At 71.7% G+C, this 16998-nt stretch carries 13 protein-coding genes; 5 read left to right on the forward strand and 8 right to left on the reverse strand.

Translation table 11 applies throughout. The features are described from left to right. Positions 1-6 precede the first annotated feature (6 nt). A complete protein-coding gene (locus tag DWB77_RS22985) occupies positions 7-1413 on the reverse strand; it encodes an LCP family protein (RefSeq protein ID WP_120723047.1) in 1407 nt (468 codons plus the stop codon). A 201-nt stretch (positions 1414-1614) separates the two neighbouring features. Here DWB77_RS22985 and DWB77_RS22990 point away from each other — a divergent pair, with 201 nt between their 5' ends. Then, positions 1615-2646: a glycosyltransferase family 2 protein gene (locus tag DWB77_RS22990; RefSeq protein WP_120723048.1), complete on the forward strand. Its 1032-nt coding sequence runs from the start codon at positions 1615-1617 to the stop codon at positions 2644-2646. Positions 2647-2779: 133 nt separating this feature from the next. Here DWB77_RS22990 and DWB77_RS22995 read toward each other — a convergent pair whose 3' ends face one another. The 4 genes from DWB77_RS22995 to DWB77_RS23010 all read right to left on the reverse strand — a co-directional run bounded on the left by DWB77_RS22995 (position 2780) and on the right by DWB77_RS23010 (position 9039). Beyond that, positions 2780-4585, reverse strand: a complete 1806-nt coding sequence (locus DWB77_RS22995) for an LCP family protein (protein ID WP_120723049.1) — start codon at positions 4583-4585, stop codon at positions 2780-2782. A 57-nt stretch (positions 4586-4642) separates the two neighbouring features. Further along, a complete protein-coding gene (locus DWB77_RS23000; RefSeq protein WP_120723050.1) occupies positions 4643-6379 on the reverse strand; it encodes an LCP family protein in 1737 nt (578 codons plus the stop codon). Between the two features lie 229 nt (positions 6380-6608). Beyond that, positions 6609-8090, reverse strand: coding sequence for an LCP family protein (locus DWB77_RS23005; RefSeq protein WP_120728128.1), 1482 nt, complete (start codon positions 8088-8090; stop codon positions 6609-6611). A gap of 196 nt (positions 8091-8286) precedes the next feature. After that, on the reverse strand, positions 8287-9039 hold the full coding sequence (locus DWB77_RS23010; RefSeq protein ID WP_120723051.1) for a TIGR03089 family protein: 753 nt from the start codon (positions 9037-9039) through the stop codon (positions 8287-8289). 129 nt (positions 9040-9168) lie between these two features. Between DWB77_RS23010 and DWB77_RS23015 the strand changes: the two genes are divergently transcribed. The 3 genes from DWB77_RS23015 (at position 9169) to DWB77_RS23025 (ending at position 13157) form a co-directional block, all read left to right on the forward strand. Further along, entirely contained in the window at positions 9169-10518 is a 1350-nt protein-coding gene (locus DWB77_RS23015) for a peptidoglycan recognition protein family protein (protein ID WP_120728130.1), read from the forward strand. Positions 10519-10627: 109 nt separating this feature from the next. After that, a complete protein-coding gene (locus DWB77_RS23020; RefSeq protein ID WP_120723052.1) occupies positions 10628-11710 on the forward strand; it encodes a nucleotidyltransferase family protein in 1083 nt (360 codons plus the stop codon). A 475-nt stretch (positions 11711-12185) separates the two neighbouring features. Next, a complete protein-coding gene (locus DWB77_RS23025; RefSeq protein WP_120723053.1) occupies positions 12186-13157 on the forward strand; it encodes a DNA-3-methyladenine glycosylase family protein in 972 nt (323 codons plus the stop codon). A 23-nt stretch (positions 13158-13180) separates the two neighbouring features. Here the strand turns inward: DWB77_RS23025 and DWB77_RS23030 are convergent, their stop codons facing one another. The 3 genes from DWB77_RS23030 to DWB77_RS23040 are packed head-to-tail and all read right to left on the reverse strand — an operon-like array spanning position 13181 to position 16013. Continuing rightward, positions 13181-14473 (reverse strand): coenzyme F420-0:L-glutamate ligase, encoded by a 1293-nt coding sequence (locus DWB77_RS23030; RefSeq protein ID WP_120723054.1) that lies wholly within the window; start codon positions 14471-14473, stop codon positions 13181-13183. Further along, entirely contained in the window at positions 14470-15426 is a 957-nt protein-coding gene (cofD, locus tag DWB77_RS23035; protein ID WP_120723055.1) for a 2-phospho-L-lactate transferase, read from the reverse strand. The genes DWB77_RS23030 and cofD overlap by 4 nt, the downstream gene beginning before the upstream one ends. A 44-nt stretch (positions 15427-15470) precedes the next feature. After that, positions 15471-16013, reverse strand: coding sequence for a cysteine dioxygenase (locus DWB77_RS23040; RefSeq protein ID WP_120723056.1), 543 nt, complete (start codon positions 16011-16013; stop codon positions 15471-15473). A 706-nt stretch (positions 16014-16719) separates the two neighbouring features. On the opposite strand from DWB77_RS23040, the gene DWB77_RS23050 reads away from it, so the two are divergent. Next, positions 16720-16983 (forward strand): WhiB family transcriptional regulator, encoded by a 264-nt coding sequence (locus tag DWB77_RS23050; protein WP_053723761.1) that lies wholly within the window; start codon positions 16720-16722, stop codon positions 16981-16983. Positions 16984-16998: the final 15 nt, after the last annotated feature.

Genomic DNA, 16998 nt, shown 5'->3' on the forward strand with positions numbered 1-16998 from the left:
GACCCGTCAGGGGCAGACCACCCGGTCGCCCGTCACCGTGCCGAAGTCACCCTGCGGCTGCTCCTCCGCGCGGACGGGGACGACGTCCTTGAAGTCGGCGCCCGCCGTCACCTTCATCGTGGCGCCCAGGCCCTTGACCGGGCGCAGCTCGCTGCCCGGCAGGGCCAGCGCCAGGGACTCGGCCGAGCGGTCCCAGCGCGGGTCGTACTCGATCAGGGTGCGGCGCATGTCGAGGTTGGTGCTGGCCCGGGGGGAGCCGGTGGTCTTGAAGCCGGTGGCGCGCAGCCCGTCGTCCACGCGGCGGCCGAGCCCGTCGGTGCGGGTCCCGTTGTAGACCTGCACCCGGATCTGCTCGGGGGCGACCTCGACGATGGAGCCCGGGGCCCGCGGCGGCTTGGCGTCCTTGGTGGCCGGCTGCGGTGTGGGCTTCGGCGGGGCGTGCGGGGCCAGCGGCTTGTCGTCATGGAGGAGCTGGAAGAGCTTCTTCGCCTTCACCTCGTCCCACTTCACCGTCGAGCCGACGCCCTTCACGGCGAAGCCGAGCTGTCCGAGCGGCACGGTCGTGAAGTCCGACGAGGAGGGGGTGAAGCCCTTCATCGCGGCGGTGAAGCCCAGCATCTCCTCGACCCCGAAACCCTCGTCGGCGCGTACCGAGGAGAGCAGGGACGAGGCGACCTCGCGGAACTTCACCGGGTTCAGGAGCACCCCGTTGCTCGTCGCCTTCTCGATGAGCGCGGCCAGGAAGCGCTGCTGGCGCTGCATGCGGCCGAGGTCGGAGGAGCCGTCGGCGTGCCGCGAGCGTACGTACTGGAGGGCTTCCCCGCCGTTCAGCTCATGGGTGCCGGCGCCGAGGTCGAGGCCGGTGTAGCTGTCCTTCATGGGGCGGGCCGTGCAGATCTGCACCCCGCCGACCACGTCGACCGTCTTCATGAAGCTGGTGAAGTCGACCTCCAGATAGTGGTCGATCTTCAGACCCGTCATGCCCTCGACGGTGCGCACCGTCAGCGAGGGACCGCCCTCGGCATAGGCGGCGTTCAGCTTCACCGGGTGCCGGGGGTGGTTGTGGCCGGTGGCCTCGTCGGTGTGCTCGGGCACCTCGGCGTAGGAGTCGCGCGGCAGGCTCACCACGCTGACCCGGTCCCGGTCCGCGGAGACGTGCACGATCATGATCGTGTCGGTGCAGTGGCAGGGCGCACCGCCGAGGCGGTACTTCTGCTTCTCCTCCGGCGTGATCTTGTCCCGTCCGTCGGTGCCGACGAGCAGGATGTTGGTGCCGAGGCTGCCCTGCGGCCGGTTCTTCATGTCCCGGAACGGGTCCACCCGGCCGATCCCGCCGTCCAGGCTGGTCACCACCGCGTGTCCGACCCCGCCCGCGCCGAGCACCAGGACGGACAGGGTGGTCGCGAGCCGCATGCCCCAGCGGGGGCGCTCGTCCTGCTGTCTGCTGGGGGGCCGACCGGGTCGTACGGAGCGCGGGCGGGGCGGCGTGGGCACGGGGACCTCCGCGGGTGACAAGGGGGATCCTGAGCACCGTAGGCCCATACGATCAGCTACCCCGTGCACCGCCCGGCCGCCGCGCGACCTTGTCCCCCGTTCGCGGTAACGTGACCACCGATGAACGCCACGCCTGCTGTTTCCGTGATCATGCCGGTCCTCAATGAGGAGCGGCATCTGCGCAACTCGGTCCGTCACATCCTGGAGCAGGAGTACGACGGCGAGATGGAGGTGGTGATCGCGCTCGGCCCCTCCACGGACCGCACCGACGAGATCGCCGCCGAGCTGGTGCGCGAGACCGCCTCCAACGAACGGGCCCGGGTCCACACCGTGCCCAACCCCACCGGGCGCACCCCCGCGGCCCTGAACGCCGCCATCAAGGCCTCCCGCCACCCGATCGTGGTACGCGTCGACGGCCACGGGATGCTCTCGCAGAACTACATCGCCACCGCCGTACGCCTCCTGGAGGAGACCGGCGCCCAGAACGTCGGCGGCATCATGCACGCCGAGGGCGAGAACGCCTGGGAGGACGCGGTCGCCGCCGCGATGACCTCGAAGATCGGCGTTGGCAACGCGGCCTTCCACACGGGAGGCGAGGCCGGGCCCGCCGAGACCGTGTACCTGGGCGTCTTCCGCCGCGAGGCCCTGGAGCAACAGGGCGGCTACAACGAGGAGTTCATCCGCGCCCAGGACTGGGAGCTGAACTTCCGGATCAGGGAGGCCGGCGGCCTCATCTGGTTCTCGCCCGAGCTGAAGGTCCAGTACCGGCCGCGGCCCTCGGTGAAGGCGCTGGCCAAGCAGTACAAGGACTACGGGCGGTGGCGCCATGTGGTGGCCCGCTACCACGCCGGCTCCATCAACCTGCGCTATCTGGCGCCCCCGACCGCGGCCTGCGCGATCGCGGCGGGCGTCGTCGTGGGCGCGCTGGTCACGCCGTGGGGCTTCGTGGTCCCGGCCGGCTATCTGGCCGCGATCGTCGCGGGCTCGCTGCCGGCCGGCAAGGGGCTCTCGCTCAAGGCCCGCGCCCAGATCCCGGTGGCCCTTGCCACCATGCACATGTCGTGGGGCTTCGGCTTTCTGACCAGCCCGAAGGCGCTGGCGCGCAAGGTCATCGCGAGCCGCCGCCCGGCGGTGCGGACCGCCTCCGTCTGACGCGCGCGTCCGGTCTTACGCACACCCGGCCCTCGCGCCCGGTCACGTACACCCGGTCCTCGCGTCCGGTCACGAACACGAAGGGGCGCCCGGTGCTTCGAGCACCGGGCGCCCCTTTTCCGTACGCGGGCGGCTAGAAGCGGTAGGGCGCGTACACCTCCATGCAGGCGCCCTTGTCGGCTCCGTTGACCGCCTCGGTGTCCTTGAGCGGGTCGGTGGCCTTGGGGTCCTGCTTGGGGTAGCTCGCCCCGGTGCGCCAGTCGCCGCCGACCACCAGGGTCAGGGTCTTGACGTCGGTCGGCTTGACCGCGCCGGCGGGCAGGCCGAGGGCGGCGGCGACGGACTGCGCGTTCGCCTTGCCCTGGGCGCCCGCGGCCTTCGGGTAGTCGACCTCGCTGGTCGCGGTGGGGTCGCTGGAGCCCGTGGCTGCCTGGGTGAAGCCCTTGGCCTTGAGCGCGGAGACCACCTCGCTCGCCCGGCCCTTGACCGCGACGCGACCGTTGGTGCCGGTGCCGTTGACCACGCTCACCGCGAGCGAACCCGCGGCCTCGGCGGCCGGGCCCTTGGGCGCCTCGGAGGCCGGCTTGCCGTCGTTCTTGCCGTCCAGCGGCTTGTCGTCCCGCAGCATCGCCCACAGCGCGTCGGCCTTGGCGGTGTCCGGCACCACATGGGCGTTCGGGTCCTTGGGGTCGGGCAGGCGCGGCATGGTCAGCATGTTGATGCGGTCCATGGGGATGTTCTTGAGCTCCATGCCCAGGTCGAACAGCTTCTTGACGGTGCCGAGCTCCGAGGAGACCTGGAGCGACTTGGTCGCGGTCTCGGCGATGTCCATCAGCCGGCCGGTGTCGCTGAACGCGTCCTGGTCCTTGAGGTTGCGGATCACCGAGTTCATGTACATGTGCTGGGCCTGGGAGCGGCCGATGTCGCTGCCGAAGGCGTGCCGGGTGCGCAGCCACTGCAACGCCTGCTCGCCCTTGACCGTGTGGTTGCCCGCGGTCAGGTGCAGGTGCGAGCCGCCCTTCTGCTGCTTGGTGGAGTGGTCGTCGATGTTCTGCTTCACACAGACGTCGGCGCCGCCCACCGCGTCCGAGATGGCCACCACACCGGCGAAGTCGACCATCATCCAGTGGTCGATGTAGATGCCGGTCAGCTTCTCCCAGGTGTCCAGGACACAGCCCGCGCCGCCGCGTCCGAGCGCCTCGTTGATGATGGCGTTCGTCGCCGGGTAGTCCTTCTTCTTCTCCGGGTCCTTGCACGGGGGCATGTTCACCCGGGTGTCGCGCGGGATGCTGACGACGGAGGCGTTCTTGCGGTCGGCGGAGACGTGGAGCAGCATCTGTACGTCCGCGTGCGGATCCCCGGCGCGGTCGTCCTTGGCGCCGCCGAGCGCGACGTTCTCGTCCGACTTACGGCTGTCGGAGCCGATGAGCAGGATGTTCAGCGGGGTCTGGCCCTGCGCGTTGGGCGCGGCCTTCTTGGCGTCGCTGCCGCCCGCGCTGCGGTCGCCCTTGCGGATGTTGTTGTTGAGGTGCTGGTAGTACAGGTAACCGGCGGTGGCCGTCCCGAGTATGAGCACCGCGAGCGTGATCGCGGTCCATCTCAGGACGCGGTGCTTGCGTTTGCCCCGTCTGCGCGAGCCGCCCCTGCGGTGCCCGCTGCCGGACGCCGAGTCGGCGGACCCGCCGCCGTCACCCGGCCCCGAGGGCGTGCCGGAGCCGCCCGGCGCGGCGGACCCCCCGGACCCCCTGGACCCGCCGGACCCCTTGGACCCCCTGGACCCGCCGGTCTCTGTGGCCCCCGCGGGCTTCGCACCCTTCGAGGCGCCCGAGGCGCCGTCGGCCGCGTCGTTCCCGTACAGGCTCTCGTCCCAGCCGAGTTCGCCCGCATGCTCGACGCGGCCCCGCGCCGTCCCCTCCCCGCGCACGCTGTTCTTGCCCACCCCTGTACCCCCCTGTCGTTCAGACTCCCCCTGAGGCCCGGGCGGGCCGTGAGTCTGTTATTTGGCGCACACCGACTTGTCGGCTTCGACCTTCTGAATGCCCTCCGGTGCCTTGGCCGGAGCGGCGACGGGCGTTCCCGCCTGCTTGAAGTCGGGCCCGAGCGTCAACACCATGGGCTCCTTGCCCACGGCGTCCTTGGTCCCCGGCTTCAGCGCGGCCCCGGACAGACCGAGCAGATCCGCGAGCTTACGGGCCTGGTCGGCCTGGTTCGGCGCGTAGGCCAGCACGGTGGCGGGCACCTTCTGCGGCGCGTTGGAGCCGTTGGACGACTTGAGCACGCCCTGCTGGTTCTGGAGCCAGGTGACCATGTCCCCGGCGGAGCCCGCCACCGCGCCCCCGTTGAGCACGGTGACCCGCACCTCGGACGCCTTGGAGCGGGGGCCGTTGAGGCGCGCGGCCTCCTCGGCCGCCGCCGAGCTCTTGGCGTCCGCCTCCTTCTTCTTCACCTCGGTCAGCGAGGTGTCGGCGCGCATCATCGCGAAGAGCGCCTCGGCCTTCGTGGGGTCGGGCACGACGGTGATGTGCTTCTTGCCCTCGGCCGGGTTGTCGATCACCGGAAGGGTGGCGAAGGTGATGTTCTTGGCGTCGATCTTGCCGATGACCTGGGCGAGGTCGGTCAGCTTCTTGATACTCCCTATCCCCGAGTCGACCGTCAGCGCCTTGGTCGCGGCGTCGGCGAGCCCGTACATCTTGGTGGGGCTGCCCAGGGTGTCGTCCGACTTCATCTGCCGGATCATCGAGCCGATGAACTGCTGCTGCTGCTTGATGCGGTCGAGGTCGCTCTCGTTGCCGAAGCTGTGCCGGGTCCGTACGAAGGCCAGCGCCTGCTCGCCCTTGACGACGCTCTGACCGGCCGGGAGCTTCAGATGCGACTTCGGGTCGTCGACCGGCTTGGCCAGACAGACCTTGACGCCGCCGACCGCGGTGGACAGCTCCTTGACCGCGTTGAAGTCGGCCATCATGAAGTGGTCGACGGTGAGTCCGGTGAGCTGCTTGACGGTGCGCATCGTGCAGCCCGGGTCGCGGCCTTCCTGGCCCAGGCTCGTGTTGAAGCGCGCGTTCTTGGTGCCCGGGATGGTCTTGGTGGTGCCGTCCGGCTGCTTGGTCGGGCAGGCGGGGATGTCGGTGACCATGTCGCGGGGGATGGACATCGCGGTGGCGTTGGTGCGGTCCGCGGAGACGTGGAAGAGGATGTTGGTGTCCGCGTGGCCTTCGCTGCCGGCGTCGCCGTATCCCTCGTTGCCCTTGCCGGTGCGCTTGTCGGTGCCGATGACCAGGACGTTGAACGCCCCGTCGGGCACCGAGCTCTTGCTGCCGGCGTCGCCGACGTCGACGGTGTTGAGGTTGTCGTTGAAATGCTGGTAGAGCCAGTACGCGCCGCCCGCCCCCACCACGAGGACGAAGCCCATCACGCCGCCCGTCCACAGCAGCGCCTTCTTCTTGCGGGTGGCCTTCGGCTTGCGCTTGCGGCGGCCCTGCGCGTCGGGGGCCTCACCGGCGGGGGATTTGCCGGCCCGGCGGTTGCGCTGGCCCGGCACCTCGCGGCGCCCGGAACGTCCGGACTGCTCGGCGGTTCTGGTGGAGGTCGGATCCGCGGACGAGCGGTTCGGGCCGGGCTTCGACTGCGTTCCGGAAGGGCTCAGTCGCAATTCGTAAGTGCCGGTCTCCGGGTTGAGGACCCACTGGTCTGCGGGGTCGACTTCATCGGCCCGGCCACGGCTCTGCGCATCCACGGTCGCTTCTGTCCTCCGTCGGTGCCGAGTCGCTTCCCCCAAAGCGCTCAATCATTCGCTCCTGTAGTGCGGGGCACGCCTGCCGCTCGCACTGGATCGCGTCACACTATCTGGCCAGTTCGGCCGACAGCGACGGCCGTGACAAATTCCACGCCCTTTACAACCGGGCATTTGACCCCAATTCGATGACCCGCACGCGGAATTCACAGGCCCCCCACCCGCGCGCCGCCTAGCCGCACATGCCCGAGGCCGCATCCGTACCCGAGTAGACGGGCGGGGCCGAGGGGCTGGGCGTGGGGCCCGGATCGTCGGGCTTGCCGTCCCCGTCACGGTCCTTGCCGTCGCCTCCCTTGCCGTCACGGTCCTTGCCGCCACCCTCCTTGAGCTTCGCCACGTCCCCGGCGGGCGCCACCTTGATCGGCTGGTCGTCGCGCAGTTGCTGGAAGAGCCGGTCCGCGTCCGGCTGGACGAGTTCGTCGCGGTCGCCGTTGTACACGTAGGGCTGACGCGGAACGGTGAGGAAACGGATGTTCTGGGTCGGAATGTCGCGCATCGAGCTCACCAGGTCATAAAGGTCCTTGAGGGTGTTGAGCCCGGGGTCCGTGGTGAGGGACTTGGTGGCGGCGTCCAGGACGGGGTAGAGCCGGGTGGGGTTGAGCAGCACCCCGTTGCTCTGCACCTTCTTCACGAGGGAGCCGAGGAACTGCTGCTGGCGGTCCATCCGTTGGGTGTCGCTGCCGTCCCCGAAACCGTGCCGGGAGCGGACGAAGCCGAGCGCCTGCTCGCCGTGGAGGGTCTGGCGTCCGGCGGGCAGCTTGAGGTGGGCCTGGCGGTCCTCGACCGGCTCCTTCAGGCACACCTCCACGCCGTCCACCGCGTCGACCATGTCCTTGAACCCGCTGAAGTCGACCACCATGTGATGGTCGATCCGTACGCCGGTCATCTTCTCGACGGTACGGATCGTGCAGGCGGCCCCGCCGATCTCGAACGCCGAGTTGAACTGGGCGAATTGAGCCCTGGACGTGGTGCCGTCGGGGCGGCCGCAGGCCGGGAGGTCCGCCATCAGGTCGCGCGGCAGCGAGACGGCGGTCGCGCTGAGCCGGTCGGCGGCCAGGTGCAGCAGGATCGTGGTGTCCGAGCGCTGGCTGCCGCCGTCGTCCCTGCCGTACGAGGAGTTGCTGCCCGCGCGCGAGTCCGAGCCGATGAGCAGCAGGTTCTCCGCGTCGTGCACGACCGAGACCGGCCGGTCCCGCTCGTACTTGTCGAGCTCGCTCGCGGCGGAGGTGTCGGTGTGGATGTTGCCGTCGAGCTTGCGGTAGAACCACCATCCGGTCCCGGCCGCGGCCAGCACCACGACGGAGACACCGAGCGCGGTCCAACGCAGCCAGTGCCTGCGGCGCTTGGCGTGGGTGCCGGGGTCGGTCCCGCTCGGCGTGGGTTCGCTTGCGGCGGCGGCTTCGGTGTCGGGTTCGGGGTCCGTCCCGCCCGGGGCGGGTTCGCTTGCGGAGGCCTGGTTCTCGGGGTCCGGGTCGGTCCCGCCCGGGGCGGTTGCCTTTGCGGCGGTGGCCTCGTTCTCGGGGCCGGGGCCGGGGTCGGTCGCGGGGTTGGTGTTGGACCTGTTGGCGGCCTTCGGGGTGCCGGGGGCCGGCGGTGGCTGCTCGGCCCCGGCCCGGTCTTCGGGGTCGGGGTGCGTGCCGGCACTGTCGGTCACTTCGGCGTCCATCCTCACGGGCCATCACGGGGGCGGCGGGCGCGGCGCCCCGCCGGGCACCCCGGTAGACGGCCGAATCGCGCGCATGGTTGCGTACGACCGATCATGTACCGGAGGTCCCGCCGGAGGCCGGGGGCCGGGCCCCGTGGTGGGCCACCGGGGTGGAGATCAGCGTCTCGTCACCGGGGCGGGAGGCTCACAGCGCGCGCTGGGTGACCCGCTCGCTCTCGATCCGCTTCTCGAGCCCGCCGTCGGCGAGTTGGGCGAGGTTGCGGCAGAGCACGACCGAGCCGCCCGAGGCGAGCGGGGCGTACAGGCCGCTCGCGAGGCCGGCCCAGGTGTCGTAGGCCCGCGCCGAGAGCAGCCGCGCACCTGCGTCGAGGCCGAGTGCGGCGGCCTCCGCCCGGGCCCGGGTGACGAGTTCGGCGGCGCTGAGCTCCGCGCCGTCCACGGCGAGCGCGGGGGCGTCCGGGTCGACCGGTGAGAACGGCACGAAACGGTCGCCCTGGCCCGGCACCTCGACGGCGTAGTCCACGAAGCCCGCGGGCGGCTGCGGGAAGCGCCCACCGAGCGGGCGCAGCGCGAGCGCCACCCTCTCGCCGGTGCAGGCGCGGGCCTCCTCCAGGGTGTCGGGGCCGGTGACCACGAGGTCGGCCGCCGCCGGGTCGCCGCCGCTCTCGACGGTCACGCCCACCGAGTGGCAGGCCATCAGCCACACCGCGCTCTGCCAGTGCGCGGGGAGCAGCAGCGCGAGCCGGTCGCCGGGCGCGGCGGCGAGATCGCCCTGGAGCAGATTCGCGGTCTTGGCCACCCAATTGGCGAAGGTGGCGACGGACAGTTCCACGCGTTCGCCGGTGGCGTCGTCGTAGAAGGTGATCAAGGGGCGGCCCGGGTCCGCGGCGAGCGCGGATCGCAGCAGGTCGGCAGGGGTGCGGTCGCTGGCGTTCACGCGGCCAAGGCTACGCGGCGCGCCCGGGCGGCAACGGCGCCGGTGGGCCGGGCGCGTACACCGGTTTGGCCGACGGCCCGTCAGTTCAGCAATGGACAGATTTGTACAAGTATGACCACGATCGTCACCATGCGTAGCTTCCTTGCGTCTTCGATCGGCGTCGCCGCTGTCGCGGCCCTCGCCGTCCCCCTGGCGTCCACGGCCCCCGTCGCGGCGGCGTCCGCCGTCGCGTCCCCCGCCTCGGCCGAACTCGCCGGATCCACCCAGTCGCTGCCCATGGGGCCGCTGCCCGATACGGACCGGGCGGCGGGCGGCGCCGCCCAAGAGGGCCTGGCCCGGCGGGAGGTGCGGCCGTTCTCGCTGGTCGGCGTGGTCTGGGACAACGCCGACGCCGAACTGCACGGCAGCGTCCAGGTGCGCACCCGCTCCCGCGCGGGCGGAACCTGGTCCCCCTGGCAGGACCTGGAGACCCACAACCACGACCACGCCGCCGACCCCGGCACCGCCGAGGCGGAGCGCCCCCTGCACGGCTCGACCGCGCCCCTGTGGGTGGGCGACTCCGACGCCGTCGAGGCACACGTACGACCCGACGACCCCGAGGGCGAACTCCCCGGGGGCCTGCGCCTCGACCTCGTCGACCCGGGCACCGGACCGGCCGGGAGCGACGACGGCGCCCGCTCCCTGCGGGAGCCCGACGTGCTGCCCGCCCTCGACCAGGCCGAGAGCCGGACCGAGGCGGAGGCGGAGGCCGGGGCCGGGACCGGTGAGGAGGCCGGGGCCGGCGGGATGATCAGGACCGGTGAGATGGCCGGGGCCGGGGAGGTGGTCGCGGCCGGGGAGGCGGTCGGTGCGGCGGAGCCGGCCCGGCCGTACATCGGGGCGCGACCGCGCATCGTCACCCGCAAGGGCTGGGGCGCCGACGAGCGGCTGCGGGAGCGCGGCTTCGTCTACACCAAGAGCGTCAAGGTCGCCTTCGTCCACCACACCGCGTCCGGCAACGGCTACAACTGCGCCCAGTCGGCCTCCGTCCTGCGCAGCATCTACCGCTTCCACGTCAAGAGCAGCGGCTGGCGGGACATCGGGTACAACTTCGCGGTCGACAAGTGCGGAAACATCTACGAGGGCCGGGCCGGGGGCGTCAGCAAGGCGGTGCTCGGCGCGCACACGCTCGGCTTCAACACCAACAGCACGGGCATCGCGGTCCTCGGCACCTACACCAGGACGAGCCCAACGGCCGCCGCCCTCAAGGCAGTTGAGCAACTCGCGGCCTGGAAGCTCGGTCTGTACGGGGTGAACCCGGCGGGCAAGAGCACGCTCGTCTCGGGCGGCGGCAACCGCTACAAGAAGGGCCGCAGCGTCAGGTTCAACGCCATCGCCGGCCACCGCGACGGATTCTCCACCGACTGCCCGGGCGCGCGCCTGTACGGGAGGCTCGGGGCCGCCCGGGTCACCGCGGCCCACTACCAGGGCCGGCGCTGACCGGGGCGAATGGCGTCCGGGGGGTCTGCATACACTGGCCGGCCGGGAGTTCCGCCGAACGATGCGACGGAATCCGAAGGCCGGCCCCAGCAGGAAGCAGAGACGACAGGTGACAGAAGCGATCCTCCTTGTCGGCGGCAAGGGCACCAGGCTGCGCCCGCTCACGGTGAACACCCCCAAGCCGATGGTTCCGGCGGCCGGCGTCCCCTTCCTGACGCACCAGCTGGCCCGCGCCCGCGCGGCGGGCGTCGACCACATCGTTCTGGCCACCTCCTACCTGGCCGAGGTGTTCGAGCCGTACTTCGGGGACGGCTCGGCGCTCGGCCTCTCCCTCGAATACGTCACGGAACACGAGCCGCTCGGCACCGGCGGCGCGATCCGCAACGTGGCCTCGCGGCTGCGCTCCGGGCCCGACGAGCCGGTCCTCATCTTCAACGGCGACATCCTGACCGGCCTGGACATCAGGGCGCTGGTCGACACCCACGACGCGTCCGGCGCGGACGTGTCCCTACACCTCACCCGGGTCGACGACCCGAGGGCGTTCGGCCTGGTCCCCACGGATGCGACCGGCCGGGTCACGGCGTTCCTGGAGAAACCCCAGACGCCGGAGGAGATCGTCACCGACCAGATCAACGCCGGGGCGTACGTGTTCCGGCGCTCGGTGATCGACGAGATCCCGCAGGGGCGTCCGGTCTCGGTGGAACGCGAGACCTTCCCCGGTCTGCTGGCGCGCGGGGCCCACCTCCAGGGAATGGTGGACTCGACGTACTGGCTCGACCTGGGCACCCCCCAGGCCTTCGTCAGGGGCTCGGCCGACCTGGTGCTCGGCCGCGCCCCTTCCCCCGCCGTCCCGGGCCGCTGCGGCGACCGCCTGGTCCTGCCGACGGCCCGGGTCGCCCCCGACGCGAAGCTCACGGGCGGCACGGTGGTGGGCCGCGGGGCGGTGGTGGGCGAGGGCGCGCGCATCGTCGGCAGCGCGATCCTGTCCGACGCCGTCGTCGCCCCCGGAGCGGTGATCACGGACTCGCTCGTCGGGGTGGGCGCGCGCATCGGGGCCCGTACGGTTCTGGAGGGGGCGGTCGTGGGGGACGGAGCGGTGGTGGGGCCGGACAACGAGCTCTGCGCGGGGGCGCGGGTATGGTGCGACGCGGTCCTGCCGGCGGGCGCGCTCCGCTTCTCCTCAGACCAGTAGCCCCCACCCGGCCGCGCCCCCCAAAAACCCGTTTTCGTCCGCAGGCCGTGCGTGGCTGGTCGCGCAGTTCCCCGCGCCCCTTAAATGCTCGGTGCTGGCCAGCACCTCAGCCCGTCATGGGGGTCCCCCCTGGCCCTTAAGGCCTTGGGGGAGATTGAGGACGAGCGCCCTTAAGGCGCGAACGGGGTCTGGGGCGGAGCCCCAGGGTCTTTTGGCTGCGGACCGTGCCCGCTTCTCGCGCAGTTCCCCGCGCCCCTTAACTGCTCGGTGCTGGCCAGCATCTCAGCCTGTCCGGCGATTGAGGACGAGCGCCGTTCAGGCGCGATACGGGGTCTGGGGCGGAGCCCCAGGGGCCGAACCCTTCAACGCGCTGCACGGGCGGGTGGGTGGGCAAACGCGTCGGGGTCTGGGGCGGAGCCCCAGGGGGCCGGGGCGCGTAGGCTCGGGGGGTAGCCCAGCTCTGAGGACACCGATCGTGGCAGGACGATTCACCCCCCGCACCCCCACCCCCCACCAGCCCGCCGCAGGCGCCCGCGTGCCGGGGCGGAAACGGACGTGGGCCGCCCGCAGCGGCCCCCTCGACCTCGCCCTCACCCTCGGCCCCCTCAGACGCGGCCCCGGCGACCCCACCTACCGCACCACCCCCGACGGCGCGGTATGGCGCACCTCCCGCACCCCCGCCGGCCCCGCCACCCTGCGCGTGACCGCCGCCGGTGACACCGCGCACGCCGAGGCGTGGGGCGCGGGCGCGGAGTGGATGCTGGAGCAACTCCCGGCGATGCTGGGGGAGTTGGACGACCCGGAGGCCTTCGAGCCCCGCCACCGGCTCCTCGCGGAGACCCACCGCAACCGCCCCGGCCTGCGCCTGACCCGTACCGGACTGGTCCTGGAGTCACTGATTCCGTCCGTCCTGGAACAGAAGGTCACCGCGACCGAGGCCTACCGCGCCTGGCGGCTCCTGGTGCGCGGCTTCGGCGAGCCCGCCCCGGGCGCCCCCGAGGGCATGTACGTAATGCCCGACGCGAGGCAGTGGGCGCTGATCCCGTCCTGGGAGTGGCACCGCGCCGGCGTCGACTCCAAGCGCTCGGACACCGTCATGCGCGCCGTGCGGGTGGCCCGCCGCATGGAGGAGGCCGCGGCGATGGACCCGAAGGACGCCGAAGCGCGCCTGCGGCTCATCCCCGGCATCGGCCCCTGGACGGCCGCCGAAACCCTCCAACGGGCCATCGGCGCGGCCGACTTGGTGACGGTCGGCGACCTCCATCTGCCGGGCATCATCGGCCACGCCCTGGCCGGCAACCGCAACGCCGACGACGACGAGATGCTGGCCCTGCTCGAACCGTACGCGGGCCAGCGCCACCGGGCCGCCCGGCTGATCCTGCTCAGCGGACGCGTCCCGCCGCGCCGGGCCCCGCGCTTCCAGCCCAACAACATCGCGGTCCTGTAAGGGAGTTGGGCCAAGGGGTGGGCTCAGCGCACCTCGATGAACGACGAGGCCCCGCGCTCGGGGCGCTCGCGGGGTGGCTCGGCCGCGTGACCGACGGCCACCGCGCCCATCGGGTCCCAGCCGGCGGGCAGGCCGAGGACGTCCCGTACGACATCGCGGCAGAACATCGTCGAGGACACCCACGCCGAGCCGAGCCGCTCGCCCGCGAGGGCCACCAGGAAGTTCTGTACACCGGCGCCCATGGCGACCACGAACATCTCGCGCTCGGCACCGTCGCGCCGCTCGTCGCCGTAGTGGTGCGCGCCGTCCGTCACCAGGCAGGGGACCACCAAGTACGGTGCGGCGCGCAGGACTTCGCCCCGGGCGACGCGCTTGGCGATGGACTCCTCGGACTTGCCGTCGCGGCGCAGGTCGGCGATCCAGGCGTCCCGCATCGCGTCGAGCAGCCGGGTGCGGGACTCCGCCGATTCGAGCAGGACGAACCGCCAGGGCGTGGTGTGGTGCGGGGCCGGCGCGGTCACCGCCGCCGCCACCGCGCGCCGCACCGCCCCCGAGTCGACCGGCTCGTCCGTGAAGGCCCGTACCGTACGCCGCTGGGTGACCGCCTCCCGTACCGCTTCGGAGGTGCCCAGGCGGAACATGTCGTCGGCGGCGGCGCGCACCATCTCGCGGGCCGAGCCGTCGCCCGCGAGGTGGCCGAGGCCGCGGACGACGGCGACCGGAAGCCCGCCCGCCTTGCCCTTCACCAGGTCACCCGCGGCCGCGAGTTCGTCGGCGAGCGAGATCACCGTGGCGCTCAGCGGGTTGCCGTGCCCGTCGGTGCCGCCGCGCAGATCGTCCAGGACGCGTACGCCACTGGCGCCGATCGCCACGTCGGTGAGCCCGTTGCGCCAGGGCCGGCCGAAGGTGTCGGTGACGATCACGCCGACCTCGACGCCGAGCGCGTCGCGCAGCCCGGCCCGGATCGCGGCGGCCGAGGCGTCCGGGTCCTCGGGCAGCAACAGGACGGTTCCGGCGGGGGTGTTGGAGGCGTCCACGCCTGCCGCGGCCATGATCAGGCCCTGCCGGTTCTCGACGATGCGCAGGGTGCCGCGGCGCGCGACCACCCGTACGGTCTCGGCGTCGATGGCCGCCTCGCGGTCGGCGGCCTCGGTGATCCGGCCCTCCGCCTTGGAGACGATCTTCGAGGTGACGAGCAGGATGTCGCCGTCGGCGAGACCGGGCTCGGCCGCCGCGATCAGCTTGGCGAGGTCGTCGCCGGCGCCCACCTCGGGCAGCCCGGGCACCGCCCACACCCGGAAGGAAGCAGGGCTCACGCGCGGACCTCCTCGGCCAGGGTCAGCGCCTCGCGGGCCATCGCGGCCGTCGCGTCCAGGTCCGTCATCATCAGCGGCACCGCGCGGCAGCGGATGCCCGCCTCCTCGACGCGGGCGGTCGAGGCCGCGTCCACGGTGTCGACGAGCCAGCCGTCGAGCAGGCCCGAGCCGTAGTGCTCGGCGACCGCCGCCGCCGTGGACTCCACGCCGACCGCCGCCAGCACCTTGTCGGCCATGCCGCGCACCGGTGCGTCCCCGACGATGGGGGACAGGCCCACCACCGGCACCCCCGCCTCGGCGATCGCCTCGCGGATGCCGGGCACGGCCAGGATGGTGCCGACCGAGACGACCGGGTTGGACGGCGGGAAGAGGATGACGTCGGCCGCGGCGATCGCTTCGAGCACGCCGGGCGCGGGCTTGGCCTGCTCGGCGCCGACCGGCACGACGGCCTGAGCCTCGACGGAGGCCCGCAGCTTCACCCAGTACTCCTGGAAGTGCACGGCCCTGCGCTCGCCGTCCACGTCGATGGCGACATGGGTCTCCACGCGGTCGTCGGACATCGGAAGGAGACGGACGCCGGGCTGCCAGCGCGCGCACAGCGCCTCGGTGACGGCGCTCAGCGGGTAGCCCGCGCCGAGCATCTGCGTACGGACGATGTGGGTCGCGAAGTCGCGGTCGCCGAGCCCGAACCACTCGGGCCCCACCCCGTACGCGGCGAGCTCCTCCTTCACGGTGAAGGACTCGTCCGTACGCCCCCAGCCCTGCTCCTCGTTGATGCCACCGCCCAGGGTGTACATCACGGTGTCCAGGTCGGGGCAGACCTTGAGGCCGAACAGATGGATGTCGTCACCGGTGTTGCCGATGACGGTGATGTCCGCGTCGGGGGCGGCGGACTTGAGACCACGGAGGAAGCGGGCACCACCGATGCCGCCTGCCAGAACCACAATGCGCATGCGGACAGTTTGTCAGGCGCGGCCCGCCGGGCGCGGGGCGGTGGTCAGGCCGGTACCGCGTCCTGGGTCGCCGGGGGGCTCTGGGCGGGGTGCATCGGCATGTCGGTCAGGCCGGGGTAGTAGACGTGCAGGCTCACGGCCGGTTCCAGGGAGTCGTTGACGACGTCGTGGGCGTAGCCCGGCGCGAACACCCGCTGGGACCCGGCGGCCAGACTCCGTACGCCGCGCTCGGTGTGCTCGGTCAACTCGCCGTCCAGGACGGTCAGGATGCCCGAGGACGCGCCGTGGTCGTGGGCGCCGCTGCCCTGCCCGGGCACCCAGGACAGGAGCCAGACCTCGTAGCCGATTGGGGCCTCCCCTGCTCGAGCGGAGCCGAGAGCTTGGGGAACGGTGCGCAGGCGGTGGTACCAGCGGGAGACCGCGTCGTACTGGACGAGGTGGGCCCACTGGGAGCGGTCGGCGGCGATGGAGCGGGCCAGTCCGGCGAACTCGGCGACGGTGGCGGGGTGCTCACGGGCGGGCTGGAGGAGGTGCTGGACCTCCAGGATGTCGCCGGCGATCTGGAGGTCGCTGTGGCTGCTGTTCATGGTGCGGGGGTTCCTCGGCATGGCGCTGGGGTGTCGCAGATGAGGTGTCTCGTGGAGACGGCGGCCGTCCGGACGCGTGGCGTCTCAGGGAAGGCGGGGGAGAAGCTGGATCGCACGGGCAAGCGGTGCGGGATCAACAGCTGGAACAGCAACAGCGCGCCTGGACAGCGCTGCGGAACCCACGGATGTGGGTCGCTCGGTGCGCTGTGGTCGCTGACATGCGATCCAGGAGACCGGCTCATGGATCCGTTGTCAACCCAATGACCGATTTGGCCGCAATGTTTCACCTCATCCGGTTACTGGGGCCGGAGAAAGGTTTGTGCAGTCCTGGGGCGGGAGATGTGGCGCAGCAGACGGGCAATCAAACGTCGTCAACATCTCGTGATCCGAATGTGATCCGGGCCGCTTTCGGGGTACCGGGCGCAACAAGATCAACACTCGTCTCGTCCTCCCTTGTAGTCGCGATCGAACGGGAACCGAGCGGACCGGCGCGAGAGGCGGTGGCGTGAGCCAGTGGCATGTGTCACCTTTTGCCTGATTTGAACACTTTCCGCAGGGCCTTGGTTCCGCAGAGTGAATACAGGACCCAATAGCAGATCTCGGCTTGACTCGCCCGGATCCACACACTTGTAATTTCACTCGTGTCGTTCGGCCGGTTTCGGTAACGGCAACATCACGGGGCAGCAAAGACAGACGAGGGGCGCACATGACCGAGCTGTTTCAGGAACTGCTGGTCGACGAGGCCGAAGAGGAGCTCGGCTGGCAGGAACGGGCCCTCTGCGCCCAGACCGACCCCGAATCCTTCTTCCCCGAAAAGGGCGGCTCCACCAGAGAGGCCAAGAAGGTCTGCCTCGCCTGCGAGGTCCGCTCGGAATGCCTCGAGTACGCACTCGCCAACGACGAGCGGTTCGGCATCTGGGGCGGCCTGTCCGAGCGCGAGCGCCGGCGACTGAAGAAGGCCGCCGTCTGAGGCCCCACAGGTCCG

Origin of the sequence: Streptomyces hundungensis, assembly GCF_003627815.1 — a bacterium.
GTDB classification, from domain to species: Bacteria; Actinomycetota; Actinomycetes; order Streptomycetales; family Streptomycetaceae; genus Streptomyces; species Streptomyces hundungensis_A.